At 67.2% G+C, this 26197-nt stretch carries 21 protein-coding genes and 1 riboswitch; of the genes, 7 read left to right on the forward strand and 14 right to left on the reverse strand.

Annotated elements, in window-relative coordinates; translation table 11 throughout:
- Positions 1-110 precede the first annotated feature (110 nt).
- Both cobN and JOF55_RS04225 read right to left on the reverse strand, forming a co-directional pair.
- Positions 111-3854, reverse strand: a complete 3744-nt coding sequence (gene cobN, locus JOF55_RS04220; protein ID WP_310269852.1) for a cobaltochelatase subunit CobN — start codon at positions 3852-3854, stop codon at positions 111-113.
- A 103-nt stretch (positions 3855-3957) separates the two neighbouring features.
- A riboswitch (cobalamin riboswitch) is annotated at positions 3958-4076 on the reverse strand.
- Positions 4077-4192: 116 nt separating this feature from the next.
- Positions 4193-5107, reverse strand: a complete 915-nt coding sequence (locus tag JOF55_RS04225; protein WP_310269854.1) for a D-isomer specific 2-hydroxyacid dehydrogenase family protein — start codon at positions 5105-5107, stop codon at positions 4193-4195.
- A 229-nt stretch (positions 5108-5336) separates the two neighbouring features.
- On the opposite strand from JOF55_RS04225, the gene JOF55_RS04230 reads away from it, so the two are divergent.
- The 3 genes from JOF55_RS04230 to gdhA all read left to right on the forward strand — a co-directional run bounded on the left by JOF55_RS04230 (position 5337) and on the right by gdhA (position 8843).
- The gene (locus tag JOF55_RS04230; RefSeq protein ID WP_310269857.1) at positions 5337-5882 is read left to right on the forward strand and encodes a YbhB/YbcL family Raf kinase inhibitor-like protein; all 546 of its coding nucleotides are present in this window, start codon (positions 5337-5339) and stop codon (positions 5880-5882) included.
- A 94-nt stretch (positions 5883-5976) separates the two neighbouring features.
- Positions 5977-7374 (forward strand): mycothione reductase, encoded by a 1398-nt coding sequence (locus tag JOF55_RS04235; RefSeq protein WP_310269859.1) that lies wholly within the window; start codon positions 5977-5979, stop codon positions 7372-7374.
- A gap of 128 nt (positions 7375-7502) precedes the next feature.
- Entirely contained in the window at positions 7503-8843 is a 1341-nt protein-coding gene (gene gdhA / locus JOF55_RS04240) for an NADP-specific glutamate dehydrogenase (RefSeq protein WP_310269863.1), read from the forward strand.
- A 65-nt stretch (positions 8844-8908) separates the two neighbouring features.
- Here the strand turns inward: gdhA and JOF55_RS04245 are convergent, their stop codons facing one another.
- On the reverse strand, positions 8909-10273 hold the full coding sequence (locus JOF55_RS04245) for a CynX/NimT family MFS transporter (RefSeq protein WP_310269866.1): 1365 nt from the start codon (positions 10271-10273) through the stop codon (positions 8909-8911).
- A 49-nt stretch (positions 10274-10322) separates the two neighbouring features.
- On the opposite strand from JOF55_RS04245, the gene JOF55_RS04250 reads away from it, so the two are divergent.
- On the forward strand, positions 10323-11012 hold the full coding sequence (locus JOF55_RS04250) for a FadR/GntR family transcriptional regulator (RefSeq protein WP_310269868.1): 690 nt from the start codon (positions 10323-10325) through the stop codon (positions 11010-11012).
- Between the two features lie 3 nt (positions 11013-11015).
- On the opposite strand, the gene JOF55_RS04255 is transcribed toward JOF55_RS04250, so the two are convergent.
- The 8 genes from JOF55_RS04255 to dxr all read right to left on the reverse strand — a co-directional run bounded on the left by JOF55_RS04255 (position 11016) and on the right by dxr (position 21236).
- On the reverse strand, positions 11016-12572 hold the full coding sequence (locus tag JOF55_RS04255; protein ID WP_310269871.1) for a cobyric acid synthase: 1557 nt from the start codon (positions 12570-12572) through the stop codon (positions 11016-11018).
- Between the two features lie 217 nt (positions 12573-12789).
- Entirely contained in the window at positions 12790-13647 is an 858-nt protein-coding gene (gene map, locus JOF55_RS04260; protein ID WP_310269874.1) for a type I methionyl aminopeptidase, read from the reverse strand.
- Between the two features lie 81 nt (positions 13648-13728).
- Positions 13729-14124, reverse strand: a complete 396-nt coding sequence (locus JOF55_RS04265; protein WP_310269877.1) for a type II toxin-antitoxin system VapC family toxin — start codon at positions 14122-14124, stop codon at positions 13729-13731.
- A 203-nt stretch (positions 14125-14327) separates the two neighbouring features.
- Entirely contained in the window at positions 14328-16136 is a 1809-nt protein-coding gene (locus JOF55_RS04270) for a penicillin-binding transpeptidase domain-containing protein (RefSeq protein WP_310269880.1), read from the reverse strand.
- A gap of 116 nt (positions 16137-16252) precedes the next feature.
- Positions 16253-17089 (reverse strand): GNAT family N-acetyltransferase, encoded by an 837-nt coding sequence (locus tag JOF55_RS04275; protein ID WP_310269883.1) that lies wholly within the window; start codon positions 17087-17089, stop codon positions 16253-16255.
- Positions 17090-17212: 123 nt separating this feature from the next.
- Positions 17213-18367: a flavodoxin-dependent (E)-4-hydroxy-3-methylbut-2-enyl-diphosphate synthase gene (ispG, locus tag JOF55_RS04280; protein ID WP_310269887.1), complete on the reverse strand. Its 1155-nt coding sequence runs from the start codon at positions 18365-18367 to the stop codon at positions 17213-17215.
- Between the two features lie 257 nt (positions 18368-18624).
- Positions 18625-19908 (reverse strand): M50 family metallopeptidase, encoded by a 1284-nt coding sequence (locus tag JOF55_RS04285; RefSeq protein ID WP_374727384.1) that lies wholly within the window; start codon positions 19906-19908, stop codon positions 18625-18627.
- Positions 19908-21236, reverse strand: a complete 1329-nt coding sequence (gene dxr / locus JOF55_RS04290) for a 1-deoxy-D-xylulose-5-phosphate reductoisomerase (RefSeq protein WP_374727222.1) — start codon at positions 21234-21236, stop codon at positions 19908-19910. Before dxr ends, JOF55_RS04285 begins: the two co-directional genes overlap by 1 nt.
- A gap of 136 nt (positions 21237-21372) precedes the next feature.
- On the opposite strand from dxr, the gene JOF55_RS04295 reads away from it, so the two are divergent.
- On the forward strand, positions 21373-21687 hold the full coding sequence (locus tag JOF55_RS04295; protein WP_310269893.1) for a DUF2631 domain-containing protein: 315 nt from the start codon (positions 21373-21375) through the stop codon (positions 21685-21687).
- Positions 21688-21756: 69 nt separating this feature from the next.
- On the opposite strand, the gene JOF55_RS04300 is transcribed toward JOF55_RS04295, so the two are convergent.
- Together JOF55_RS04300 and rlmN are read right to left on the reverse strand one after the other, a co-directional pair.
- Entirely contained in the window at positions 21757-22458 is a 702-nt protein-coding gene (locus tag JOF55_RS04300; RefSeq protein WP_310269895.1) for an ion transporter, read from the reverse strand.
- A 124-nt stretch (positions 22459-22582) separates the two neighbouring features.
- Positions 22583-23695, reverse strand: a complete 1113-nt coding sequence (rlmN, locus tag JOF55_RS04305) for a dual-specificity RNA methyltransferase RlmN (RefSeq protein ID WP_310269898.1) — start codon at positions 23693-23695, stop codon at positions 22583-22585.
- 283 nt (positions 23696-23978) lie between these two features.
- On the opposite strand from rlmN, the gene JOF55_RS04310 reads away from it, so the two are divergent.
- Both JOF55_RS04310 and JOF55_RS04315 read left to right on the forward strand, forming a co-directional pair.
- On the forward strand, positions 23979-24917 hold the full coding sequence (locus tag JOF55_RS04310; RefSeq protein ID WP_310269900.1) for a ZIP family metal transporter: 939 nt from the start codon (positions 23979-23981) through the stop codon (positions 24915-24917).
- Positions 24918-24978: 61 nt separating this feature from the next.
- The gene (locus tag JOF55_RS04315; RefSeq protein ID WP_310269903.1) at positions 24979-25665 is read left to right on the forward strand and encodes a metal-dependent transcriptional regulator; all 687 of its coding nucleotides are present in this window, start codon (positions 24979-24981) and stop codon (positions 25663-25665) included.
- A gap of 10 nt (positions 25666-25675) precedes the next feature.
- On the opposite strand, the gene JOF55_RS04320 is transcribed toward JOF55_RS04315, so the two are convergent.
- On the reverse strand, positions 25676-26074 hold the full coding sequence (locus tag JOF55_RS04320; protein WP_310269905.1) for a hypothetical protein: 399 nt from the start codon (positions 26072-26074) through the stop codon (positions 25676-25678).
- Positions 26075-26197: the final 123 nt, after the last annotated feature.

Below are 26197 nucleotides of genomic sequence, written 5' to 3' on the forward strand. Positions count from 1 at the left end.
GCGGGTGCGAACACACGATCGTGTCGCCGGAGGAGGGATTCCTCACCCGGGAGACTCTCGGGGGAGAACCTCGGGGGGAGGAATCCGGGCAGGTCCGGACAACCGGACAATCAGTCCTCGAGTTCTCCTTCCAGCTCGAGGTACACCTCGCGGAGGTCGTCGAGGGTTCGCTGGTCGGGCTCGGACCACAGACCGCGGTCGGCGGCCTCCAGCAGGCGTTCGGTCATGCCACGCAGGGCCCACGGATTGGCCTGGCGCAGGAAGTCCTGCACCTCGTCGTCGAACACGTAGGATTCGGCGAGCTTGGTGTACATCCAGTCGTCGACGACTCCCGCGGTCGCGTCGAAGCCGAACAGGTAGTCCACCGTGGCCGCGAGTTCGAAGGCTCCCTTGTAGCCGTGGCGCTGCATCGCCGCGATCCACTTCGGGTTGACGACCCTGGCGCGGAAAACCCGCTTGGTTTCCTCGCCCAGCGTCCTGGTCTTGACCGCGTGCGGCACCGCGGAGTCCCCGACATAGGCCGCCGGATTGTTGCCGGACAGGGAGCGCACCATGGCAACCATGCCGCCGTGGTACTGGAAGTAGTCGTCGGAGTCGGCGATGTCGTGCTCGCGCGTGTCCACGTTCTTCGCCGCGACCTGGATACGGCGGAACGCCGATTCCATGTCCGTACGCGCCTGGCGGCCGTCGAGGCCGCGGCCATAGGCGAAACCACCCCAGGTGGCGTAAACCTCGGCGAGATCGGCGTCGGTGCGCCAGTTGCGCGCGTCGATCAGCGGCAGCAGGCCCGCGCCATAGGCACCGGGCTTGGACCCGAAAATGCGTGTCGACGCACGACGCGTGTCACCGTGCTCCGCCAGGTCCGCGCGGTAATGCTCGGCGACGTGGTTGTCGGCGTCGGACTCGTCGAGATGTGCCACCGCTTGCACCGCGTCGTCGATCAGCGAGACCACGTGCGGGAAGGCATCGCGGAAGAAACCCGAAATCCGTACCACGACATCGATGCGGGGGCGGCCGAGCTCCTCGACGGGGACAACCTCGAAGCCGGTCACCCGGCGGGAGGCGTCGTCCCAGGTCGGGCGGCAGCCGAGCAGCCACAGCACCTCGGCGATGTCATCGCCCTGGGTACGCATCGCCGAGGTGCCCCACACCGTCAGCCCCACCGAGCGGGGGTACTCCCCGGTGTCCTGGCGGTGCCGCGCAATCAGCGAATCCGCCAGCGCAGCACCCACGTCGAAGGCGTTGCGGGAGGGAATCGCCTTGGGGTCGACCGAGTAGAAGTTCCGTCCGGTCGGTAGCACCGACACCAGTCCCCTGGTCGGCGATCCGGACGGCCCCGACTGCACGAAACCGCCGTCGAGCGCCCGCACCACGTTGTCGATCTCGTCGGTGGTACGGGCCAGCCTCGGTGCGAGCTCGGCACAGGCGAAGCGCAGCACCTTCTCCACCGAGTCCTGCTGCCCGCCGAGGATGTCGGCGGCCACCGAAGAGGCCTTCTCGACCTGCCACCCCAGATCGGCGAGCCCGGTGACGAGCTTGCGCGCCAGCCCTTCCAGCAGGTCCACGGCATCCGATGCCGAGGCCGACGGCCCCTCGACCAGGCGGGTCAATGCCTCCGGGATCTCGGCGGCAGCGCCGGGTTCGGCCAGCAGCGCCTGCTCGTCGAGACCGAAGTGCTCGGCCAGAGCCGAACGCAGCCCGGGAAGGGCACCCACCTCACCACCGAAGACCTGCCGCGCGCGCAGGATCGCCAACACGTCGTTGACGAGTTCCGCTCCCTCGGGAGGTCGGCCGAGGACGTGCAGACCGTCGCGGATCTGCACGTCCTTGATCTCGCACAGGTATCCATCGACGTGCATCACGAAGTCGTCGAACGACTCGGCATCGGGTTGTTCCGGCTGGTGCAGATCGTGGTGCAGGTCGGCGGAGGTGATCAGCTCCCAGATCTGGTTGCGCAGGGTCGGTTTCTTCTCCGGATCCAGATCGGCGACGGTGGCGTACTCGTCGAGGAGCTGTTCCAGTTTGGCGATGTCGCCGTAGGTGTCGGCCCGGTCCATCGGGGGGATCATGTGGTCGACCACGACCGAATGGCCGCGCCGCTTGGCCTGCGTGCCCTCACCCGGGTCGTTGACGATGAACGGGTAGATCAGCGGCAGGTCCCCCAGGACCGCATCGGGGGCGCAGTCGGCCGCCAGACCGAGCCCCTTGCCGGGCAGCCACTCCAGTGTTCCGTGCTTGCCGAGATGCACCACCGCATCGGCGCCGAAGTCCTCGGCCAGCCAGCGGTAGGCGGCGAGGTACTGGTGTGAGGGCGGCAGGTCGGGATCGTGGTAGATCGCGATCGGATTCTCCCCGAATCCGCGTGGGGGCTGAATCAACAGCACCACGTTGCCGAAGCGCAGCGCGGCCACGTAGATCGCGCCCTCGTCGTCGACGTAGAGACTGCCCGGCGGGGGACCCCATTGTTCCGTCATCGCCTCGCGCAGCGCCTCGGGCAGTGCGTCGAACCATTCCCGGTAGCGAGTGGTCGGAACACGAATGGCGGCATCGGCCATCTGTTCCTCGCTGAGCCACTCGACGTCGTGGCCGCCCGCTGCGATCAGCCGATGAATGAGCTGATCACCATCCATGGTGGGCAGATCGAGCCCGCCCAGGTCGTATCCGGCGCTTTCCAGCGCACGCAGCAGGTCGACCGCCGAGGCGGGAGTGTCCAGACCGACCGCGTTGCCGATGCGGGAGTGCTTCGTCGGGTAGGACGACAGCACGATGCCCAAGCGCTTGTCGGCGCTGTCGACGTGGCGCAGCTTGGCCAGCGACACGGCGGTACCCGCCACTCGCCGCGCACGTTCCGGATCGGCGACATACACCGGAATACCGTCCTCGCCGCTTTCCTTGAACGAGAACGGCACACTGATCAGGCGGCCGTCGAACTCCGGTACCGCGACCTGCATCGCGGCATCCATCGGCGACAGGGCCGCATCGCTGTCGGCCCAGGCCGCCCTGCTCGTGGTCAGGCACATGCCCTGCAGCACGGGCACGTCCAGCGCGGCCAGCGCACCGGCGTCCCAGGAGTCCTCATCGCCACCGGCGCTGGCATCGGCGGCCACGGCACCACCGGCAGCCAGCACCGTGGCGACCAGCGCATCGCACTCGCCGAGCAGCCCGCGCAGTCCGTCGGCGTCGGATAATCCCCGCAGCGAGCCGCAGAACACCGGCAGCGCATTGGCACCCGCCTGCTCGACCTGATCGGCGAGGGTGTCCACGAAAGCACTGTTGCCCGCCAAAGCGTGCGCCCGGTAGAAAACGATACCGACGGTCGGCTTGGCGGGATCGTGCGCACGGGAGCCGTGCCTGCCGTATTCCGGTGTCCGCTCCGGCGGTTCGAAGCCTTCACCGGTCAGCAGCACGGTGTCGGACAGGAAGCGGGCGAGCTCCCCCAAATTGTTCGGGCCGCCCTCGACCAGATACGACAGCGCCTGGGTCGTCACCCCGGCGGGCACTGTGGACAGAGCCATCAACTCGGCATCCGGAGTGGCCTCGCCGCCGAGCGCAACCGTGGGCACATCCGAGGCCAGCAGCGCATCCAGTCCGGCTTCCCAGGCGCGGCGGCCTCCCAACAGCCGGACGACGGCGACATCGACATCCTCGATCAGTGCGGGCACGTCGGCCGCGTCGACCCGGTTCGGGTTGGCGACGCGATAGTCACCATCGGACGACCTCGCCGCGAGGAGATCGGTGTCGGCGGTGGAAACCAGGAGGACACGCGATCGGGATGCTCCCGGCTCATCCGCTGTGGACTCCTGCGGTGCGAACCCCGATTCGGAACGGGTGGGGGGCAGACCGGACTCACTCATGACGGTCGTCCTCTCTCCGGGATACGCGCCCCGGCGTCGAGGTGTACGGCGGCCACGGTCACCGACCGGCTTTCGGCACCGGCCGGGTTCTCCCGATCAGCAGAGTGTCCTGGCTCCCGGGTCACCGCAGTGCACCCGCCTTCCGGCCCGTGAGGCCGTGGCACGTGGGGACCGCTACCCGGTCACAGTGGCGCGACCACCCCGGACTCGCACCGGGTTCCTCCGCGTCACCGCCGTCTGGCCCGGCCATCCTAACCCGGCACCCGATGATGCGGTGAACGCGTCGTTGTGGCGGCAGGGATGCCACAACGACGCGTTCACCGGCTGCCTTTCCGCTGTCAGTAACCCGCCGAGAGGTCGACCACTCCTTCGAGGGGTTCACCCGCGAGGTAGCGCGCCACATTCGTGTGGACCCGGCGGGCCAGTGCAGGCAACAGCAGGTGCTGCGGGTTCGCCGAATGCGGAGAGATCAGCGCGCGCGGCTCGCCGAACAGCGGGTGTCCGTCCGGCAGCGGCTCCGGATCGGTGACATCCAGCGCCGCCCCGGCGATCCGTCCCTCGGCCAGCGCGGCAACCAGCGCCTCGGTGTCCACGAGGGAGCCGCGCGCGATGTTGACCAGCCAGGCGTGCGGCTGCATCCGCTCCAGTTCGGTCGCTGCGATCAGCTTGTCCGTCGATGTGGTGGCGGGCGCGGCGATGACGACATGGTCGCAAGCCCCCAGCAGCTCACCGATTCCCTCGGAGTCGTCGGCGCGGATCGTGCGCTGCGCCCCTGCCACCTGCCGCCCGGAGCGGTTCACGGCCAGCACCCGCACTCCGAACGGTTCGAGCAACCGGATCAGCGAGCGGCCGATGCCGCCGGCCCCGATGATGCCGACGGTCGCGCCGAGCAGGGTGCGGATACCCTCCGGACGCTGCCAACTCCCCGCACGCGCGATGGTGTGCAGCTGGCGGGTTCCGGCCAGCATCAGCGCAAGGGCGTGTTCGGCGACGGTCTCGGCATAGGCACCCGCCGCAGAGGTGAACAGCGTTTCGTCACCACCCAGCGCCCCGGCGGCCAGCCACGGCTCGATCCCCGCGGAGGGAATCTGTACCCACTCGATCCCGGAATGATGGAAATCGCCGAAGCGCTCCGGCCCCGCCCCGTACCACACCAGCGCCGAAGCCTCCCGCAGCGTGCTCAACTCACCGCCTGCGTCGAGCACGGCCTCTTCCAGCTCGGGAGCCCGAACCGGGCCGACATGGATCTTCACCAGGGCCTCCTCACCGCAGCGCGTGCGCGCGTCACTTGCCTTTCTCACGGACGGTAGCCCGTACGGGAATTCCCGGCCGACGTCGCGCCTGCGCCCCGTCCCGGCGCGCAGGCGCTCCGGGGCCGCACCGCCCACGCCACGCGCGCGGCGGTATTCGTGGCTAGGGTGGAGCGGACGGTGATCATTCACCAGGTCAGCACAACGCAGCCCGTCATCGAGGAGGAACCCGATGAGCCTCGAGCGTCCCGTCGATCCCGATCCCTATTCCCTGCTTCCCGAGGTACCCACCTTCACGGTCACCTCGAGCGATGTGACCGACGGCAAACCGATGTCCCAGGCCCACGCCTACGACGGCATGGGGGCCGGGGGCGAGAATGTCTCACCACAGTTGAGCTGGGCCGGCTTCCCGGAAACCGCGAAGAGCTTCGTGGTCACATGCTTCGATCCGGATGCACCGATCCCGGGCGGATTCTGGCACTGGGCCCTCGTCGACATCCCCGCCAACGTGACCGAACTCCCCCGCGACGCGGGCAACCGCAGCGGCAGCGGTGTCCCGGCAGGTGCCTTCCACGTGGCCAACGACATGGGCGAGCGGGCATTCGGTGGTGCCGCACCTCCGTCCGGAGACCGCCCGCACCGGTACTACTTCGTGGTGCAGGGAGTGGACTCCGAAAACCTCGGGGTGGACAGCAGCGCCAGTGCCGCGGTGGTCAACTTCATGCTGGCCTTCCACACCGTCGGCCGGGCGATCATCGCACCGACCTACGCACACTGAGCGTTCCGCGCCGCCCGCTGCACCCGGGACGGAAATCACCGGGCGCAGCGGGCGGGGATCACGGGCACCACCCGCCCTGAGGCAGGATGGACCCGTGCAACACTTCGACCTGGTCATCATCGGCACCGGTTCCGGTAATGGGATCCTCGACGAGCGTTTCGACGACTGGAACGTCGCCATCGTGGAGAAAGGCATCGGCCCCAACGGGGCCTACGGCGGCACTTGCCTGAACGTGGGCTGCATCCCCACGAAGATGTTCGTGCACACCGCCGACATCGCAAGTGCGCCCGACTCGGGACCGAAGCTGGGAGTGGGACTCGAACTTCAGGACGTGCGCTGGCGCGAGATCCGCGACCGCATCTTCGGCCGGATCGACCCGATCGCAGCAGGCGGACGCCGGTACCGGGTCGAGGACAACCCGAATGTCACGGTCTACGAGGGCACCGGCCGGTTCACCGGGGTCAAGGAGCTGGCCGTGACGACCACGTCCGGCAGCGAGACCATCACCGCGGACCGTTTCGTCGTCGCAGCGGGCGGTCGCCCCACGATCCCGGACGTTCCCGGACTCGATGCTGTCGACCACCACACCAGCGACACCATCATGCGCCTCGACGAACTGCCCCGGCGGATGGCCATCATGGGGACCGGCTTCATCGGCGCCGAGTTCGCCCACGTGTTCTCCTCACTGGGGGTGGAGGTCACTCTCATCGGGCGCTCCGGACAGGTGCTGCGCTCCGAGGACATCGACATCTCCCACCGGTTCACCGGAATCGCGGCGGACCGGTGGGATCTCCGCCTCAATCGCGGAGAGACGGGTGTCGAGCGTTCCGGCGGTATCACTCGGCTGCACCTGGACGGACCCGCGGGCGCCGAGGTCGTGGAGGCCGAGGTGTTGTTGATCGCAACCGGCCGAATCCCGAATTCCGACCTGTTGGGGGCCGCCAACGGCGGCCTCACCACCACCGAAGACGGCAAGATCAAAGTGGATGCCATGCAGCACACCTCCATCGAGGGGGTATGGGCGCTGGGTGACATCAGCAGCAAGCACGAACTCAAGCACGTCGCCAATCACGAGGAGCGCGTCGTACAGCACAACCTGCTGCACCCGGGCGCTCCGATGGAAGCCGACCACCGTTTCGTGCCGCACGCGGTGTTCTCCGGTCCGCAGATCGCTTCCGTGGGGTTGACCGAGCAGGATGCGCAGGCTCATGGAATTCGCTACGTCACCGCGACACAGGAGTATGCGGACATCGCCTACGGCTGGGCGATGGAGGACACCACCGGATTCGCCAAGCTGCTGGCCGATCCGGCCACCGGGCGGCTACTCGGTGCCCATATCATGGGCCCGCAGGCACCGACGCTGATCCAGCCGCTGATCCAGGCGATGCACTTCGGACTCGATGCCCGCTCGATGGCCCGCGGGCAGTACTGGATCCATCCGGCAATGCCCGAACTGGTCGAGAATGCGCTGCTCAACCTGCCGCTGGACTGACCACATCCCAATAGTCCATATTGCGGAAGTTTAATTTCATGAGAACTCTCACGTCCTCTTCGGGTAGCGTGCGAGCCGCAGAAGCATGAGGCTGCGAGGAGGTCCTCCCGTGAGAAAGGATTACTCGCTTGCTACACGAGCGACTGGAACCCATCTACGACGCCGTCGTCGATCGCAACCAAGGTGAAACCGAGTTCCACCAGGCGGTCCGCGAGGTTCTGGAAAGCATCGGTCCGGTACTGGCCAAACATCCGGAATACGCCGAGAACAAGATCATCGAGCGGATCTGCGAGCCGGAGCGCCAGATCACCTTCCGTGTTCCCTGGGAAGACGACCGCGGGGAAGTGCACATCAACCGCGGATTCCGGGTGGAGTTCAACAGCGCGCTCGGCCCGTACAAGGGCGGCCTGCGTTTCCACCCCTCGGTCTACCAGGGAATCATCAAGTTCCTCGGCTTCGAACAGATCTTCAAAAACGCCCTGACCGGCTTGCCGATCGGTGGCGGCAAGGGTGGCGCGGACTTCGACCCGAAGGGACGCTCCGACCGCGAGATCATGCGGTTCTGCCAGAGCTTCATGACCGAGCTGCACCGCCACCTCGGTGAGTACACCGACGTGCCCGCGGGTGACATCGGCGTGGGTGGCCGCGAGGTCGGCTACCTGTTCGGCCAGTACAAGCGCATCACCAACCGCTACGAGTCCGGTGTGCTCACCGGCAAGGATCTGGCTTTCGGGGGAGCGCGGGTGCGGACCGAGGCCACCGGCTACGGGTGCACCTTCTTCGTCAACGAGATGCTGTCCGCGCGCGGCACGTCCTTCGGCGGCAAGCGCGTCGTCGTGTCCGGCTCGGGCAATGTCGCGATCTACACCATGGAGAAAGTGCACCAGCTCGGCGGCACCGTGGTCGCCTGCTCGGACTCCAGCGGCTACATTTACGACGAGAACGGCATCGACACCGAGCTGGTCCAGCAGCTCAAGGAAGTCGAACGCGAGCGCATCAGCGCCTACGCCGAACGGCGTCCCAGTGCGAAGTTCCTGGACAAGGGCCGCATCTGGGATGTGCCGTGCGAGGTGGCCCTGCCTTCGGCCACCCAGAACGAGATCACCGGCAAGGACGCCGAAACCCTGGTGGCCAACGGATGTATCGCCGTCGGCGAGGGCGCGAACATGCCCACGACACCGGAAGGCGTTCGGGTCTTTCAGGATGCCGGTATCGCGTACGGCCCGGGCAAGGCCGCCAACGCAGGCGGTGTCGCGACCTCGGCGCTGGAGATGCAGCAGAACGCCTCCCGGGACAGCTGGAGTTTCGAGTTCACCGAGAAGCGCCTGCAGGAAATCATGGTCGATGTGCACAGCCGGTGCTACGAGACCGCTGAGGAATACGGTATGCCGGGCAACTATGTCGCCGGAGCCAATATCGCCGGATTCACCCGCGTCGCCGACGCCATGCTGGAGCTCGGCCTGATCTGAGTCGACTCCCTCCGGTGGGCAGGGAGTCACGACGCCACACTGCCCGCCGGAGGGACTCGGCCCGTCTACTCGCGCGCTGCCTGCTCTCCCACCGTCCGTGGCCGACCCGCGAAGATCCCCACGGTGCCCTGCAGCGCCAGGATGCCCAGGATCACGGTCAGCGAAGCGGTCCAGCCGCTCGTGAGCGTATGCAGCATCCCGAACAGGAACGGACCGCTCGAGGCGATCAGATATCCGATGCTCTGAGCCATCGCGGAAAGTTGTCCGGTATCGGCCGCGTTGCTCGTGCGCAGCGAGATGAACGTCAGCGCCAAGGGGAACGCACTCATACCGGTGCCGATCAGCAGTGCCCACATCACGGGCGCGGCCATCGGAGCGAGCAGCAGCCCGAGAAAACCGGCGATCGCGATCAGTGCCAGCCCGAGCGCCCACCAGGACTGGCTGCGGGTCTTGGTGACCAGCGGCGGAAGCACCATGCTGACCGGTACCCCGATCAGCAGGAGCAGGCCGAGCAGCGCGCCTGCCTGACCCGCCGCCATGCCCGCTGCCTTGAACACCTCCGGTAGCCAGCCCATCACGACATAGGCAACCAGCGACTGCATCGCGAAGTATCCCGTGACGGCCCATGCCAGGGGACTGTGCTTGAGCGACCGGCGCGGCGTGTCCGAGGAAACCGATGCCCGGCCGGCAGGTCCTCGACGGCGGGTCGCCGGGGCCCAGACCAGGAACGCGGCCAGTGCGAGCACCGACCAGGTAGCGAGGGCGAACTGCCAACTGCCCAGCTCGGACCTCAGCCACGGGGTGAAGGCCGATCCTGCCGATCCCCCCGCCGCCATGGCGGTCGTATAGACCCCGGTCGCCAGCCCCACGCGACCGGGGAAGGACTCCTTGACCACGACGGGGATCAGCACGTTGCACATGGCGATCGCCGCGCACACCAGCACCGTGCCCCCCAGCACGGTCCACGGCCCGGCCGCCACGCGCAGCAGCATCGCCACGGTCAGCACGGCCAGCGAGAGTCCCACGACCCGGTTGTTACCCCAGCGCCGTGCGAGCAGCGGTGCACTGATTCCGGCAACACCGAAGCACAACGTGGGTACCGAGGTGATCACGCTGGCCCAGGTGGTACTCGCGCCGAGCGACTCCTGCACTCCCCCCAGCAGGGAGGCAAGGCTGGTCACCGCAGGGCGCATGTTCGCGGCGGCGAGTGCGACACCCACGAGCAGCAATCCGCCACCGGCGGTCGTCGCGGTGCTCCGGCGAGTGGGGGCGGTCCGCCCGGTACCGTCGTCGACGCTGTCACCGGTGCTGTCATCGGTATTGCCGTCCGTGGACGCACTCGCCTCGGAATGCCTTCCGATCGGCACCATGTCGGCTTCCTGATCGGTCACACGGTCAGGGACAGGCTGGGTGCGCGACTCGGAGGACATCGCGTATTAGTATGGCAAACGTAGGATGTTTGGATGAAAGGACCTTACTGTGCCCTTGGTCACGACCACGCGGACCGGTTTGGTGGACCAGGTCATCGCCCAGATGCGAGAGCTGGTGTCCTCGGGAGAATGGCCGCTGGGTCGGCGTATCCCCCCGGAGGCCGAACTCGTCACCGCTCTCGGAGTCGGGCGCAACACCGTGCGTGAAGCGGTCCGTGCGCTGGCACATGCCGGGCTGCTCGAAGTCCGCCAGGGTGACGGCACCTTCGTCCGCGCCACCAGTGAGCTCTCCGGGGCCGTGCGCAGGCTCTGCGATTCGGAGCTCCGTCGGGTTCTGGAGGTTCGCCGCGCACTCGAGGTCGAAAGCGCACGGCTGGCAGCCACCGCCCGCACCGATGAGGACATTCGCGAACTGGAAACGATTCTCGGGATCCGGGACTCGGCCGTACACGAGCAGCGTGACCGCGAGCAGGCCGTCGCCCAGGACACCCGATTCCACATGCGGCTCGTGGACGCCTCGCACAACCCCGTGCTCATCGAGCTCTACCAGGGTCTCAGCGAAGCCGTCCTGTCCAGTGTCGCCTCGACCCTCGATCCGGAGGCATCCCCGGAGCAACACATCTCGCACACCGAGCTACTCGAAGCGGTCCGCGACGGTAACCCGGAGCGAGCGGCTGCGGAAGCAGGCGGTTTTCTGGAGGAGCTCCTCTCCCGGATCGGCGAGGACACCGGCACCTGAGACTCAGGAACGGCCGACGCCGTTCGACGCCGACATCTCGTCAGCACCGCCGGGAGGAAGAACGGGCAGGCCGCTCGGCACGCCACCGTCGAGCAGGCGCAGGAGCGCCTCGGTGTCGAGGTGCTTCTCGACGAGGTCGCCGAGCAGGTCGAGTTGAGTCTGCCGGAGCGCGGCGAACGCGGTGTCGTCCGCGGGCACGAAACCGTTCCGGTCCGCCTGCTTGGCCGCCCACCGCAGAAACTCCCGGCGGAACGAGTCGTTCTCGAACAGCCCGTGCCAGTGCGTGCCCGCCACCGAACCGTCGACGCCGCCTTCGGGCTCGCCATCGGTGAGCGACACCAGGGAAGGCAGGTCGTCACCACGGCCTACGACACGCCCGTGGTGAATCTCGTAGCCACCAACCGGCTCACCGAACGCGGTTCCGGTCGGCCTGGTCAGCGTTTTCGCGGCCGCGAACTCGATCTCCAGGTCCAGCAGGCCGAGCCCGTCGACCGTCGAGCCCGATTCCACCCCGTCGGCGATCCGGCGGCTCAACATCTGGAACCCGCCGCAGATCCCGACCACGGGCAGATCGGCGGCAGCGTGCTGTGCGATCGCCTCGGCCAGCCCCGAACTCCGCAGCCAGTGCAGGTCCGCGACGGTCGACTTCGATCCCGGGAGCACGACCAGGTCGGCGTCGGCCAACCGGGAGGGCTCGGTGACGAACCGCACCGAAACGCCCGGCTCGGCAGCCAGTGCCTCGACATCGGTGGCATTGGAGATCCGAGGCAACCTGGGCACGGCCACCCGCAACCACTGCTGCCCCACCGGCGGGGCCGGGCGGCCGATCACCCCGTCGGCCACGTAAGACAGTGAATCCTCCGCATCGAGCCAGAGCTCCTCGGCCCAGGGCAGCACACCGTGGACCGGGCGTCCGGTGATCGCCCGCAACTGCTCGAGTCCGGGTCGGAGCAGCTCCGGATCGCCTCGGAACTTGTTGACCACAAAGCCACCGATCAGAGCCTGATCCGCCGGATCCAGCAGGGCCAGCGTGCCGAAAAGCTGTGCGAACACGCCACCACGATCGATGTCACCGACCACCAGCGTCGGCAGTCCGGCCGCTCGGGCCAGGCCCATATTGGCGATGTCGTGCGCCCGCAGGTTGATCTCGGCGGGTGATCCGGCACCTTCGCAGATCACGTGATCGTACTCCGCACGGAGCTCGTCGAGTGTGGCCACGACGGTGTCGAGCAGCGCGGCCTTGCGATCCCGGTAGGACATCGCGGTGACCTCCCCTGCCACCTCCCCCAGCAGCACGACCTGGGAACTGCGGTCGCTGCCGGGTTTGAGCAGCACCGGGTTGAACCGCACCTCCGGCTCCACACCGCACGCCGCGGCCTGGACCGCCTGTGCGCGGCCGATCTCGCCACCACGGGGCGTAACCACGGAGTTGTTCGACATGTTCTGCGCCTTGAACGGCGCGACCTTGGCACCCCGCCGAGCCAGCCAGCGGCACAGCGCGGCAGCCAACACGCTCTTGCCCGCATCCGAGGTCGTCCCGGCAACCAGCAGTCCACTCACGCCCGCTTTCCTACCTCATGCCGTAGGTAGCACCGCACGGCACCTTCCCGAACCGGCCGATCCTGCAGTGCACCACAACATCCCCGGTCCTCGCGGTAACGGACGACGGTGGTATTCCGGCTGGGAGCCCCGAATCGGGCGGGGACTCCTCGGACATGTCGCCGCACAGCATCGAATCGGGTAGGCCGCTGCGGCAGCCCACCCATGCCGACCATGCTCACAGCTGGGTGAGGATCTCGTTTCCGTCCTGCGTGATGAGGATGGTGTGCTCGAACTGGGCGGTCCAGCTCTTGTCCCGGGTCGTCACCGTCCACTCGTCGTCCCAGATGTCGTACTCGTGGGTGCCGAGCGTGATCATCGGCTCGATGGTGAAGGTCATGCCGGGTTCCAGGACGGTCTGCACCGATGGCTCGTCGTAGTGCAGAATGACCAGCCCGCTGTGGAAGGAGCGACCGATGCCGTGGCCGGTGAAGTCACGAACCACTCCGTAGTCGAACCGCTTGGCGTAGGACTCGATGACCCGGCCGATCACGTTCAACTGCCGACCGGGCTTGGCCGCGCGGATCGCCCGCATCGTCGCCTCGTGGGTGCGCTCCACCAGTAGCCGTGCCTCTTCGGAGACCTCGCCCGCATAGAACGTCGCGTTGGTGTCCCCGTGCACGCCCCCCACGTAACCGGTGACGTCGACGTTGACGATGTCACCGTCCTCGATCACCGTCGAGTCCGGGATGCCGTGGCAGATGACCTCGTTCAGCGAGGTGCAGCAGGACTTCGGGAACCCGCGATAACCCAGCGTCGACGGGTAGACACCGTTTTCGACGAAGAAATCGTGCACGACCGTGTCGATGTGATCGGTGGTCACTCCCGGACGCACCGCCTTGCCCGCCTCGGCAAGCGCCTGCGCCGCGAGCTTGCCCGCGGTGCGCATCGCGTCGATCACCTCGGGCGGTTGCACGTCGGAGTCGGTGTTGCGCTGCGGTGCCGGCTTGTCGACGTACTCGGGACGCTCGATCGTCGGCGGGACCGGCCGACGGGGGGTCTGCTCACCTGGCTTCAACGGGTTTCGTACCGGCATACCCTCACTCTAGAACGTATCGGCCGGGCCGAGACGAGGGCCGGTCGGCACATTGCCCTGGTATGGCGTACCACACACCGTTCATTCGGCTCCGGGGGACGCCGTGGCCAAGCCGGCCTTCTGCGCCGCCTCCAGCATCACGGGATCATACGAAACGAACGCGTGCAGGCCCTCCCGCGACTGGGAGGCAGAAGCGAGATGGATCGCCTCGACCGAACCGAGCGGGAACCCCAGTTCACTCGCGTTGTCCAGGATCTCCTGGCGCACCGGAAGCTGCTCGATCTTCGACACGACGATCGACGCCAGATCCTCCGCCGCCGGACCCATGTCGCGGAACGAACGCAGCACATCCACCTTCGAGACCGCGCTGGTGACCCGGGGATGGTTCCAGTTGTGCTGCACCCACTCGCTCAGCACCCTGCTCTCCGGGTCGGGGGCGATCAGTTTGATCAAGGCCGAGGAATCGAAGTAAATCACTACCGCTCCTGTTCACACACACGCGGCCCCGCGGTCATCGCTACGGGCTCCGTCGCAGGCCATGGTTCGGGAAGGTCACCGGCGGGGAACGAATCCCACGCGGCGACCGACTGGTCGGACAGACTCGCCAGGGGCGGGCGAATCACGTCGAGGACATGCGCTCCGCCCCGTACGGCACGGCACAACGTAACACAGCGAACGCACTATGTGTTCTCGAGGAAGGTCCGTGCTACCGCCACGGCCTTTTCGGAGGTGCCCGCATCGGTCAGCAGCACCGCGAACGCCATGTCACCGCGGTAACCGACGAACCAGCCGTGCGCGTGCGTACCATCGCCGTACTGCGCCGTGCCCGTCTTGCCCGCCACCGAACCCGCTCCTGCCAGCTCCGTCGCGGTTCCCGTCTTGACGACTTCGCGCATCATCGCCCGAAGCTGCTTCATCGACTTCCGCGACGGTGGCTCGGGAGCGGGATCGGTGATCTTGGTTCTACTACCGGTGACCAGTTTCGGTGTGGGCATATCACCGTTGGCCACCGACGCCGTGACCATGGCCATCCCGAACGGACTGGCCAGCACCTTGCCCTGGCCGAAGCCGTTGCTGGCACGCTGTACCGGCTCCGTGCTTCGAGGCACCTTTCCGGTGATGGTCGTGATACCGGGGATCACGAAATTCGCCCCCACTCCGAGCTGGCGCGCCGCTGTGGTCAGGGCCCCGGCCGGCAGGTCGAGGGCGATCTGGGCGAAGGTCGTGTTGCAGGACTTGGCGAAAGCGGTCCGCAGCGGCACGGTGCCGAGGTCGAAGTGGTGGCTGTTGGGAATTTCCCGACCGTTGACGACCGTCGTCGCCGGACACTTCACAGGGGTGTTCATGTCGACGCGGCCCGACTCCAGCGCGGCCAGCGCGGTGACGATCTTGAATGTCGATCCCGGTGGATACTGACCGGTCAGAGCCGGAACGCCGTTGCGATCGGCCTCGGCGTTCTGGGCAACGGCGAGCAGTTCCCCGCTGGACGGCTTCATCGCCACGATCATGGCCGCCTTGGACAGTGGATCCACCGCCTTCTCGGCAGCCTTCTGCACCCGGTCGCTGAGCGTCGTGCGCACCGCCTTCGCAGGCTTCGGCGAGGTGTGGTGCAAGGTCTGCACCCGCTTGCCCGCAGCGTTGCGGGTGACCACACTCCAACCTGCCGCACCGCCGACCCGTTTCTGCAGATGCTCGGCGATGGTGGGCAGAACCTGCGATCCGTAGTCGCGCTCGGCGGTGACCAGATCCGTGTGTGTCGGGAAACGCACTCCGGGCAACTCGTAGATCTCCGGCTTGACGCGCTCATAGTCGGCCCAGCGCAGGGTCACGACGCTGTAGGCCTGATCAGCAGGAGTGTCGGCGATGCCCTGCATGATGTCCTGCTTGGTGATGCTCGGGGCGACCTCGTTCAGCCCCTCCGCCAACGATGTGGCGACGCCGGCCGCGTCCTGGCCCACCGCCTGCGGAACGACCGTGACCCGGACCAATTTCTCGGGGCCCATCATCCGGACTCCGTTGCGCCCCAGAATCGGCGCCGGATTCGGTTCCTTCGTGCGGAATTCGAGTGTCTGTTGCGCTGCGAGCTCGGGATGGATCACCGAAGGGGCCCAGCGCACCACCCAGTCTTCCTGGCCCCGGACGAGCTCCATCGTGGTTTCATAGCTCCACACACGGCCCTTCCCGAAATTCCAGGACAGGGTGGCTCGGACCGTGGTGGGTCGCTGCCCCTCACCTTCCACGACGTCACCGATCTTCGCGGTGACGAACTTCGGCGAGAGGTTCTTGCGGCTCTGTGCCAGCAACTGTCGCGCCGCTTCGGGCGAGTCGGTCCGCCGCGCCGCAGCAGCGCTGTCGCCGGCCGCGAAGGAGCTCACAAACGCCGTGGCCACGTCTTTTGCCGAGGGACCCGTATCGACCAGCCCGCACCCCGCGACGGGGAATATCAGCAGTAGGCCGGCCAGGACACTGAGAGCACGAACAATACGCACGCCGAAGAGTATGCCCAAGGTCCCTGACAACGGTCACGCCACGGACTCGTCACTACGGGCCAAGACCGATCCGGTGGTGGTTCATGGACCGCCCGAGCAGGCCTTCCAAGCCGATCTCAAAACAGGACGGTGCTGAAGGAACCCCGCTGCTCGAATCCCACCCTGCGGTAGGCCGCCCTGGCAGCGACGTTGAAGGCATTGACATACAGGCTCGCCGTTCGTCCCATACCGCGAACCAACCGATCCGCAACGGCCGCCGTACCGGCGGTCCCCAAACCGCTGCCCCGCCGGTCCGGATGCACCCACACGCCCTGAATCTGGCCGACGGAACGGGACATGGCACCGACCTCCGCCTTGAACACGACCTCGCCGTTCTCGAACCGGGCGAAGGCGCGTCCGCCCGCGATCAGTTCGGCAACCCGAGCCCGGTACCCTGCCGCACCGCCTTCGCTGCGCGGATCGATACCCACCTCCTCGGTGAACATCGCCACCGCCGCGGGCAGGTAGCGGTCCAGCTCATCCGGGCGCACAGGTCGCACCAGATCGTCGACACGCCCCGACGGCGGCTCGGACATCACCAGGAGCGGTTGCTCGGCACGCACTTCACGAGCAGGTCCCCAGGTCGGCGCGAGCTCGTCCCACAGTGTCAGGACCTGGGCCGACGGGCCGACCAGCGAGGAGCAAACCCGGCGGCGGCGCAGGGCACGGCTCGCAAAAGCACGCATCGCATCACGATCACCGCGCAGCGGAATCAGGTTCACCCCGGAAAAGCACAAGCCCTCGAGCCTGCTGCCGTATCCCCAAAGCTCGCCGCCCAACCGGAGTGGATGCACACCCGCGTCCTCGACCCGCGACGCGACCATGCAGGCCGCGACCGGATCCGAATCCAAGAGCGACCGGACGCTGGAGAGGTCGCGTTCCTCCAGCAACCGCGCACCGGCAAGCTTGAGCACTCGCCAAGCGTGCCAGACACAGCGGATGTATGGGACCACGAGCCATGCGCAATCGCTCTGCGGCGCACCAGCGGGCGCGCAGGCAGGTTCTCCAGGGGCTACCTGCTCCAACTCCCGACGACCTCAGCCGACAGTGACCACCGGGTCCCCCGAGTCCTGGTCCTCGGTCTCCATGCCCTCGGCGATACGACCGGCCTCTTCGATCAGTGTTTCGACGATCTGGTGCTCGGGCACGGTCTTGATCACTTCTCCCCTGACGAAGATCTGACCCTTGCCGTTGCCCGAAGCCACCCCGAGGTCGGCTTCCCGGGCCTCTCCCGGACCGTTGACCACACAGCCCATCACAGCGACCCGCAGCGGCACCTCCATGCCCTCCAGCCCGGCGGTGACCTCGTCGGCGAGCTTGTACACGTCCACCTGTGCCCGGCCACAGGACGGGCAGGAAACGATCTCCAGCTTGCGGGGCCGCAGGTTCATCGACTGCAGGATCTGCGTGCCGACCTTGATCTCCTCGACCGGCGGCGCGGACAGCGACACCCGGATCGTGTCGCCGATCCCCTGGCGCAGCAGGGCTCCGAAAGCGACCGAGGACTTGACCGTGCCCTGGAATGCCGGTCCCGCCTCGGTGACTCCCAGATGCAGCGGATAGTCACAGCGCTCGGCAAGGATCTCGTAGGCCCGCACCATGACGACCGGATCGTTGTGCTTGACCGAGATCTTGACATCGTGGAAATCGTGCTCGGCGAACAGGCCCGCCTCCCACAGCGCCGACTCGGCCAGTGCCTCCGGCACCGCCTTGCCGTACTTCTCCATCATGCGGGGGTCCAGTGATCCGGCGTTGACGCCGATCCGGATCGGCGTGCCGCTGTCCTTGGCGGCCTTCGAGATCTCCTTGACCTGATCGTCGAACTTGCGGATGTTGCCGGGGTTGACCCGCACGCCCGCGCACCCCGCCTCGATGGCGGCGAAAACGTACTTCGGCTGGAAGTGGATGTCGGCGATGACCGGAATCTGCGACTTCTGTGCGATCGCGGGCAGGGCCTCGGCATCGTCGGCGCTGGGACAGGCCACCCGCACGATGTCGCATCCCGCAGCCGTGAGCTCGGCGATCTGCTGCAGCGTGCCGTTGATGTCGGCGGTGTTGGTGGTCGTCATCGTCTGCACGGAGATGGGGTGGTCACTGCCCACCCCGACCGGGCCGACCTGCAACTGCCGGGTCTTGCGCCGTTCGGCGAGCACCGGGTCGGGTGCTGCGGGCATGCCCAGATCGACGGTCATCGATTCCTCTCCACCTCTGCGCTGTGGCTTGAGTTCTGCTGCGGCTCGAGTTTTCGGAACTCGAACTCTTCGGCTCACGAAACGGGATGTTGTGGGATGGTCGCGGCTCCGGTACGGCCGGAGCACGGCGACGGCCGACATCCACGATACCGGGGACCGAGCGATGTCTCAGCCGGGGAAAGCACCGGCCTGTCGCAACACCGGCCGTGCAACGCCCGGTCACCTCCGCTGCGTACGCAGTTCACCGGCCGGTTCCCTCAGGAGAGGGTCACCGGATTGACGATGTCGGCGACGAGGACCAACAGGGAGTAGGCGATGAACACGAGGCTGACCCCGTAGGCCAAGGGCATCAACTTCGCCGTGTCGAACGGCCCCGGATCGGGTCGGCGCACCAGCCTGGCGAACTTGCGTCGGATCGACTCCCACAACGCGCCCGCGATGTGCCCGCCGTCCAACGGCAGCAGCGGCAGCATGTTGATCAGGAACAGCGACAGGTTCACGCCCGCCAGCAACTGAACCATCATGATCAGCCGCGCCGAGACCGACGCCTCGTCATAGGACAACACCTGGCCGCCCAGGCGGCTGGCGCCCACGATACCGACCGGCGAGTCCTGCTCCCGTTCCTGACCCGCGATCGCCCCGATCAGGTCGGGCACCTCACTGGGCAGTTCCACGACCTTCTGTGCGGTCATGCCGATGAGTTCGCCGATCCGATCGACCACATCCCCGACGCTCTGCTGCACCAGCACGCTGGTCGGCGCGATTCCGAGGAAGCCGACCTTGACGTACCCGTCCGAGTTGCCGAGCTTCGGCTGAGTGCTCTGCATCAGGTTCGGTGTCAGCGTGATCCGCTCGCCGCCACGCTCGACGACCATCGACACCGTGCCCGAGGAATCGCGAATGTCACGGCGCAGACTCTCCCAGGACCGCACCGGTTGGCCCTCGAACGCCACGATCTCGTCCCCGGGGCGCAGGCCCGCCTGTGCGGCCGGGGACTTCGGGGCTCCGGGCGGGCACTCACGGGTGTCCGGAGCGTTCGCGGGTACCACGCACTCGCTGACCGCCCCCACCGTGGTGGTCGGTTCCGCGACGCCGTAGCCCATCAGCACGCTCGCGAAGATGCCGACCGCCAGGATCAGGTTCATGAACGGCCCCGCGGCCATCACGATGATGCGCTTCCACGGGCTGCGCTGATAGAACTGCCGGTGGGAATCCTCGGGCCGAACCTCCTCGGCCACCGCCTGCCGGGCATCCTCGACCATGGCTCGCCAGGGCGCCGACGACGCCGTGCGCCCGTAGTCCTCGTCCCGCTTCGGCGGGAACATGCCGATCATCCGGATGTAGCCACCGAACGGAACGGCCTTGACCCCGTATTCGGTCTCGCGGCCACGGCGGGAGAACAACGTACGGCCGAAACCGACCATGTACTGGGTGACCTTGACGCCGAACATCTTCGCCGTCGCCAAGTGGCCCAACTCGTGCCAGGCGATGGAGAACAGCAACCCGAAGAAGAAGATCGCGATGCCCAGGACGACCAGTATCAATGAACTCTCCCCGTACCCACGAGTTCGCGGGACTTCACGCGGGCCCACTCCTCCGCTTCGAAAACCTCGTCCACGCTGTCCGGCTCCGAACGCCACCCGTCGGCCTCGGCCAGCACTTCTTCCACAGTGTGCACGATCGAGGTAAAGCCGGTGCGGCCCTGTACGAAAGCCGCGACCGCCTCCTCGTTGGCCGCGTTGTAGATCGCGGGCAGACAACCACCTGCCATCCCCGCGTTCCGCGCGAGCCCGACCGCCGGGAACGCCTCGCCGTCGAGTGGTTCGAAGGTCCACGTGGCGGCGGCGTCGAACGTCAGCCGTGGTGCCACCTCGGCGAGCCGGTGCGGCCAGTCCAGTCCGAGCGCGATGGGCAACCGCATGTCCGGCGGACTGGCCTGGGCCAGTGTCGAACCGTCCACGAAGGTGACCATCGAATGCACGATCGACTGCGGATGCACCACGACGTCGATGCGCTCGTATGCCACGTCGAACAGCAGATGCGCCTCGATCAACTCCAGGCTCTTGTTCACCATCGTGGCGGAGTTGATGCTCACGACCGTACCCATCGACCACGTCGGATGCGCCAGTGCCTGTTCCAGGGTGACCTCGGCGAGTTCGGCACGCCGCCAACCACGGAACGGCCCTCCGGAGGCGGTCAGCACCAACCGGTCCACCTCGTCGGCGCATCCACCGAGCAGGCACTGCGCCAGCGCCGAGTGTTCGGAATCCACCGGCACGATCTGGCCCGGCCGAGCCTCGCGCAGCACGAGGGGACCTCCCGCGATCAGGGACTCCTTGTTCGCCAGGGCCAACTGCGAGCCGACCTTCAGCGCGGCCAGCGTGGGACGCAGTCCCAGCGACCCGTCCACGCCGTTGAGGACGACATCCGCCCGGGTGGCCTCGACGAGTTCCGTCGTGGCCTGTGACCCGGCGAGCAATCGGGGCAACCGGAAGTCGCCGGTGGTACGGCCGAGGCGCTGCGCCTCGGCATGCAGGGCGGACCGCACGTCCTCGATCACGGCGTCCCGAGCCACCGCGATCACCTCGACCTCGAATTCGAGTGCCTGAGCCGCCAGTGCCGCCGGATCACCACCACCCGCAGCCAGCCCCAGGACACGGAAGCGCTTGGCATTGCGCCGGATCACATCCAGGGCCTGCGTCCCGATCGACCCTGTCGACCCGAGCACGGTGACGGTACGCACGTCACCGGTACCCGGCGGACCGTGCTCGGCCGTGCCCACTGTGGCCTCGGGGACATCGCCCTCGGGGGCATCGCGACGGTCACTGACGGGGCTCACTGGAGGTTCGGTAGGGCGCATCGCCGCCATTGTCCCCGAAACGATCGGAGGGGAGCGCCGCGAGGCGCGCGAATGGTGCTCGCATCCTTCGTTGCCGGGGTTGGCACATCGCCCGCCCATGCCCGTGTGCGAAGATGAAGGTGACCGCGAGCGCAGGAGGACACACGTGGCAAGCACGGAACTGGAGAAGAAACCCGGTCAGGAAAGCCCCGGTCGGCAGGCCCCCAGTCAGGCCGTCGACCCGGAAGAGGAGCCCTCGGTCGAGTGGGGTTGGCACGGCGGCTTCCCGAAGGGCATCCAGATTGCCGGCTGGTTCTCCACCTTCGGGATGGTGATGATGCTCATCGGTAACCACCAGGGCATCCTCAGTGGCGGAAATGGCTTCAAAAGCGCCGACGTCTGGCTGATCACCATCGCCGCCATCATGGCCATCGGTCTTCTTTACGACCTGCGCCGCCGTAAGACCGCCTGGCGCCGCTGAGCGAAGAAGGGCACCGTTGAACGTGGCGGTCTCTCGTCGGACGAGCGCCGCCACGGCCGATATCGGGCCTCAGGGCTTCCGCTGCGACCGCCCGGGACGTAGCGACCGTGCTCGGCGTGACCGCCCGCGCCACCTGCGCACCAGGAGGATCACGGCGCCGGAGACGAGCACCCCCAGCAGGACGAGCCCCAGGAGCACCACCCATCCCCATCGTTCGATGATCGTCTCCAGGGTCCTGCGCGTGAGCGTACTCGGGTCGGCGAGCACGATTCCCAGAAACACCAGCGCCAGGAACAACGCCCCCATCCAGACGGCACGCCCCACACTGCCGAGGTGTTCCGCGCGCCGGCGCAGCACCTGAGCCACTCTGACCAGCTTGGCCACCCGGAAGAGCTGAATCGTGGTGACCAGGCGTAGCAGCCGCAGCACCTGCGCGGGGCCAACAGTGAAGATCACCGCCGGAATCGTCAGCACCACGATCGCGACCATCCACCAGTGCGTACGCAGCCAGCGCACACGGTCGCCACTGACCCAGAACAGCAGAGCCGCTTCGGTGGCAAGCACCGCCATCGACATCCAGTTCACCACCATGCCCGCGGTCTCGGCAGCGCCCTCCAGCGCGGTCAGGAACACCGCGGGCACCGCTGCCACCGAAGCGATCAGCACAGGAACGTTGAGGCGACGTTCGAGCACGCGCTCGCGGTCGGGCTGATCCCGGTCGGGCTGATCGCAGCCGGGCCGGGAACGATCGTGCCGGGGACGCCTCCTCACGGCTCACCATGGTGGCAAATGCTCGCGGCCTGCGATGCCGAAGAAGCAGACGGCAAGCTCACCGAGGTTCCTGCCCTCGCGGCCACCATCGCCACCGGCAGGCCGTGCGCACCGACAGCAGCGACTACGTTTCGGCGGCGAGTTGCCCGCACGCGGCGGCGATCTCCTGACCGCGAGTGTCCCGAACGGTGCAGGGCACGCCGGCTGCTTGAACTCTGCGGACGAACTCGCGCTCCACCGGCTTCGGGCTGGCGTCCCATTTGCTGCCCGGGGTGGGGTTCAGCGGGATCACGTTGACGTGGGCGAACCGGCCGAGGTGCTTGTGCAGGAGTTTGCCGAGCAGATCCGCACGCCACGGATGGTCGTTGATATCGCGGATCAGCGCGTATTCGATGGAGACCCGGCGCCCGGTGTGCTCGGCATAACCACGCGCGGCTTCCAGAACCTCCTCGACCCGCCACCGGTTGTTCACCGGCACCAGGGTGTCCCGAAGCTCGTCGTCCGGTGTGTGCAGGGAGACGGCGAGTGTGACGTGCAGGTCCTCGGCCGTCATCTTTCTGATCGCGGGTGCAAGTCCCACCGTCGAGATGGTCACCGACCGCTGGGACAGCCCCAGTCCCTCGGGTGCGGGGTCGCAGATCCGGTGCACGGCATCGATCACGCGCCGGTAGTTGGCCAGCGGCTCGCCCATTCCCATGAACACGACGTTGGACAACCTGCCGGGGCCACCCGGGACCTCACCGTCCCGCATCATCGCCGCCGCCGAACGGACCTGGTCGACGATCTCGGCAGTGGCCAGGTTGCGCTGGAGCCCACCCTGGCCGGTCGCACAGAACGGGCAGGCCATGCCACAGCCTGCCTGACTGGAGATACAGACGGTGGCTCGCTCCGGATAGCGCATCAGCACGCTTTCCAGCATCGTGCCGTCGTGTGCCTGCCACAGCGTCTTGCGTGTCGTCCCGCCGTCGGTGTCGAGATTGCGCACCGTCGTCAACAGTGTCGGCAACAACTCCTGAACGAGTCGTTCCCGGGTCGCCGCGGGAATGTCGGTCATCGCCTCCACATCGGTGGTGAGACGACCGAAGTAGTGATGAGCGAGCTGACGGGCACGGAAAGGCTTCTCCCCCAGCTCACTCACGGCGGCTCGGCGCTGCTCGGCCGACAGGTCGGCGAGGTGACGCGGTGGCATACCGCGACGAGGCGCGTCGAAGACGAGCGGGAGCGACGTGGATGACATAACCGGTCCAGTATTTCACGGATACGGCGGACACGGGGAATCAGGGAGGCCCACACGGGGGCGGCTGTGCGCAGCCTCACCGAAGTTGCGGAACACGAATGCGCGCTTCGTGTTTGCCCCGGTAGTTTGATCTGGCTAAAATCTTTTTTCGGCGCACCGTAAACCTGCTGATCACCACCCCGGTGATCACGACGCTCGGCAGTACGAATCGAGAAGGCAAGGCGGTGTACCCGTGGGTGAAGTGTGATGTATCGGGCACGGCAGTGCCGGTGAGGCGTACACCATGAGCGCAGCTGAAGAGGTCTTCGTCGGCCTGGTGGGAAGCGATCCCGTCGTACACGGTCTCATCGGCGGCCTGGTCATCGCCTTGCTCAACCTGATCGGCGCGTTGACCGTGCTGATCTGGCGCAACCCGTCGCAGCGGGCACTGAACGCCGCACTCGGATTCGCAGCAGGCGTCATGCTCAGCGCGAGCTTCACGAGTCTCCTGCTGCCCGGCATCGAAAGAGGCGGGATTCCGCCCGTGCTCATCGGTGTCGCACTCGGCGCGCTCGTGCTGTCCCGTGCCGATGCGTGGGTGCCCCGGGTGCACGGACTGATCACCGGCCGCATCCCGCAGAACGGACCGACTTCCGCACGGCAGTACACGACAACCCCCGACACGGCGAGCCCGGATACGGCCGACTCCGGCACGGCGGTCCCTGCCTGCACACGGTTCCCGTACCAGCACGACACCGAGCCCCACTCGGTGAATCCGATGACCCCGTCGAATCCGCGTGTGGCGGGCACCGTGTTTTTCATCATCGCCATCACGCTGCACAACATGCCCGAAGGGCTTGCCGTGGGTGTCGGATTCGGCTCCGGCAACATCGGCAACGCTGTCGCTCTCATGCTGGCCATCGGCGTCCAGAACATCCCCGAAGGGTTCGCCGTCGCGGTCTCCGCACGTAAGTCGGGACTGGGCAGCCTGTCCTACACGGCGGTCACCGGCGTTCGTGCCGGAATCGTCGAGATCCCGTTGGCCGTCTTCGGCGCGGCAGTCGTCGTTGTCGCTCAGCCGCTACTGCCGTATGCCATGGGCTTCGCCGCAGGCGGAATGCTCTACGTCATCTGCCACGAGATCATCCCGCAGACTCACTCCCGGGGTCGGGAGCGCCGTGCCACTCTGGGGCTCCTCGTCGGTGCGATGGTGATGCTCACCCTGGACGTATCCCTGGCCTGAAGCGGACTCCCGCCGTTCGGGTCGTGGACAGGCACCTGTCATCCGGCCTTATCGTGAAGTTATGACAAGTATGGCCGAGCGTCCCTCCGCCTCGGTGGAGGACTACGTGCGGGCGATCTACGGGCTCAGTGAGCGCGGCGTGGCAGTCACCAACGCAACCCTGACCAACCGCCTGGGACTGAGCCCTTCCTCGGTCTCCGGCATGATCACCAAACTGGCCCAGCTCGGCCTGGTCACCCACATCCGGTACCGCAGCGTGGAGCTCACCCCCTCGGGGCGCCGCCTGGCCTACGATGTCCTGCGCAGGCACCGGCTACTCGAACTGTTCCTGGTGGAGGAACTCGACTACACCTGGGATGAGGTTCACCAGGAAGCGGACGCGTTGGAACACGCGGTATCCGACAACCTCATCGAACACATCGCCGCGAAGCTCGGGAATCCCACCCGCGATCCGCACGGTGACCCGATTCCCACCCCCGAAGGCGAGATCGAAAAGCCCGCCACGAAGCTGCTGAATCAGCTCGACCCGGGCACCATCGGCACGATCGCCCGCGTGTGGGACACCGACTCCGAGCTCCTGCGGTATCTCACCGACCACGGTCTGACACTGGGCAACCGGGTCGAGATCATCGAGCGCAAACCCTTCGGTGGCCCCTTGGTCGTTCTGGTCGGCGATCCGCAGCACGCCGAGACCCACTTCCTGGGTGGCGAGGTCGCCGCTGCACTGTCCATCACCGTGCAGCAGTGATCGCACCGCCTCACCGGCGAGGCGCGCTCGGCTCATCACCGTAGATGTCCTCGGTTACCAGCCTGCCGTGCAACTCGTCGATCCGATGTGCTCCCAGCAACGCAAGCAGCAGGTCGAAACGACTGTCGGTGAGCGCGACCGTCACGGAACCGAATCCTCCCAGGCCGCCGAACACGAGTGCCGCGACCCACCACACCGACGCGCCCTGCACCAGGAGGATGATCGCCACGGCCAGAGCCAGTCCGGAGCCGAAAGCCACCGCTCTGGCCACCGTCACCTGCGTCAGCAGCGAGCGAAACATCGGATGCTGCTGACGCAGCTCGCGCATGAGGCGGGCACGCTCGCGCGGGGGCATCTGGGCGACCTGGCTCAGGCCCGCGGTGACGGATCTTCCCGCGCGCATGGCCATCAACGCTCCTGTCTTCGAGATCGGGTGCCGTCCGCCACGGCAGCCGGATGCATCGGTTTCCAACACACCGCCCCACCGGCTGCCTGCACCGGTCGCTGTCCCCAGCCGCCGGGTCCCCAATCA

This window comes from Haloactinomyces albus (genome assembly GCF_031458135.1).
GTDB classification, from domain to species: Bacteria; Actinomycetota; Actinomycetes; order Mycobacteriales; family Pseudonocardiaceae; genus Haloactinomyces; species Haloactinomyces albus.

Excerpts from the sequence above, each read along its gene's own strand:
- rlmN (WP_310269898.1), bottom strand. The coding sequence starts at position 23,695 with ATGTCATCCACGTCGCTCCCGCTCGTCTTCGACGCGCCTCGTCGCGGT.
- cobN (WP_310269852.1), bottom strand. The coding sequence starts at position 3,854 with ATGAGTGAGTCCGGTCTGCCCCCCACCCGTTCCGAATCGGGGTTCGCA.
- JOF55_RS04230 (WP_310269857.1), top strand. The coding sequence starts at position 5,337 with ATGAGCCTCGAGCGTCCCGTCGATCCCGATCCCTATTCCCTGCTTCCC.
- JOF55_RS04310 (WP_310269900.1), top strand. The coding sequence starts at position 23,979 with ATGAGCGCAGCTGAAGAGGTCTTCGTCGGCCTGGTGGGAAGCGATCCC.
- dxr (WP_374727222.1), bottom strand. The coding sequence starts at position 21,236 with ATGGCGGCGATGCGCCCTACCGAACCTCCAGTGAGCCCCGTCAGTGAC.
- map (WP_310269874.1), bottom strand. The coding sequence starts at position 13,647 with ATGCCGGTACGAAACCCGTTGAAGCCAGGTGAGCAGACCCCCCGTCGG.
- JOF55_RS04320 (WP_310269905.1), bottom strand. The coding sequence starts at position 26,074 with ATGGCCATGCGCGCGGGAAGATCCGTCACCGCGGGCCTGAGCCAGGTC.
- JOF55_RS04315 (WP_310269903.1), top strand. The coding sequence starts at position 24,979 with ATGACAAGTATGGCCGAGCGTCCCTCCGCCTCGGTGGAGGACTACGTG.
- ispG (WP_310269887.1), bottom strand. The coding sequence starts at position 18,367 with ATGACCGTCGATCTGGGCATGCCCGCAGCACCCGACCCGGTGCTCGCC.
- JOF55_RS04245 (WP_310269866.1), bottom strand. The coding sequence starts at position 10,273 with ATGTCCTCCGAGTCGCGCACCCAGCCTGTCCCTGACCGTGTGACCGAT.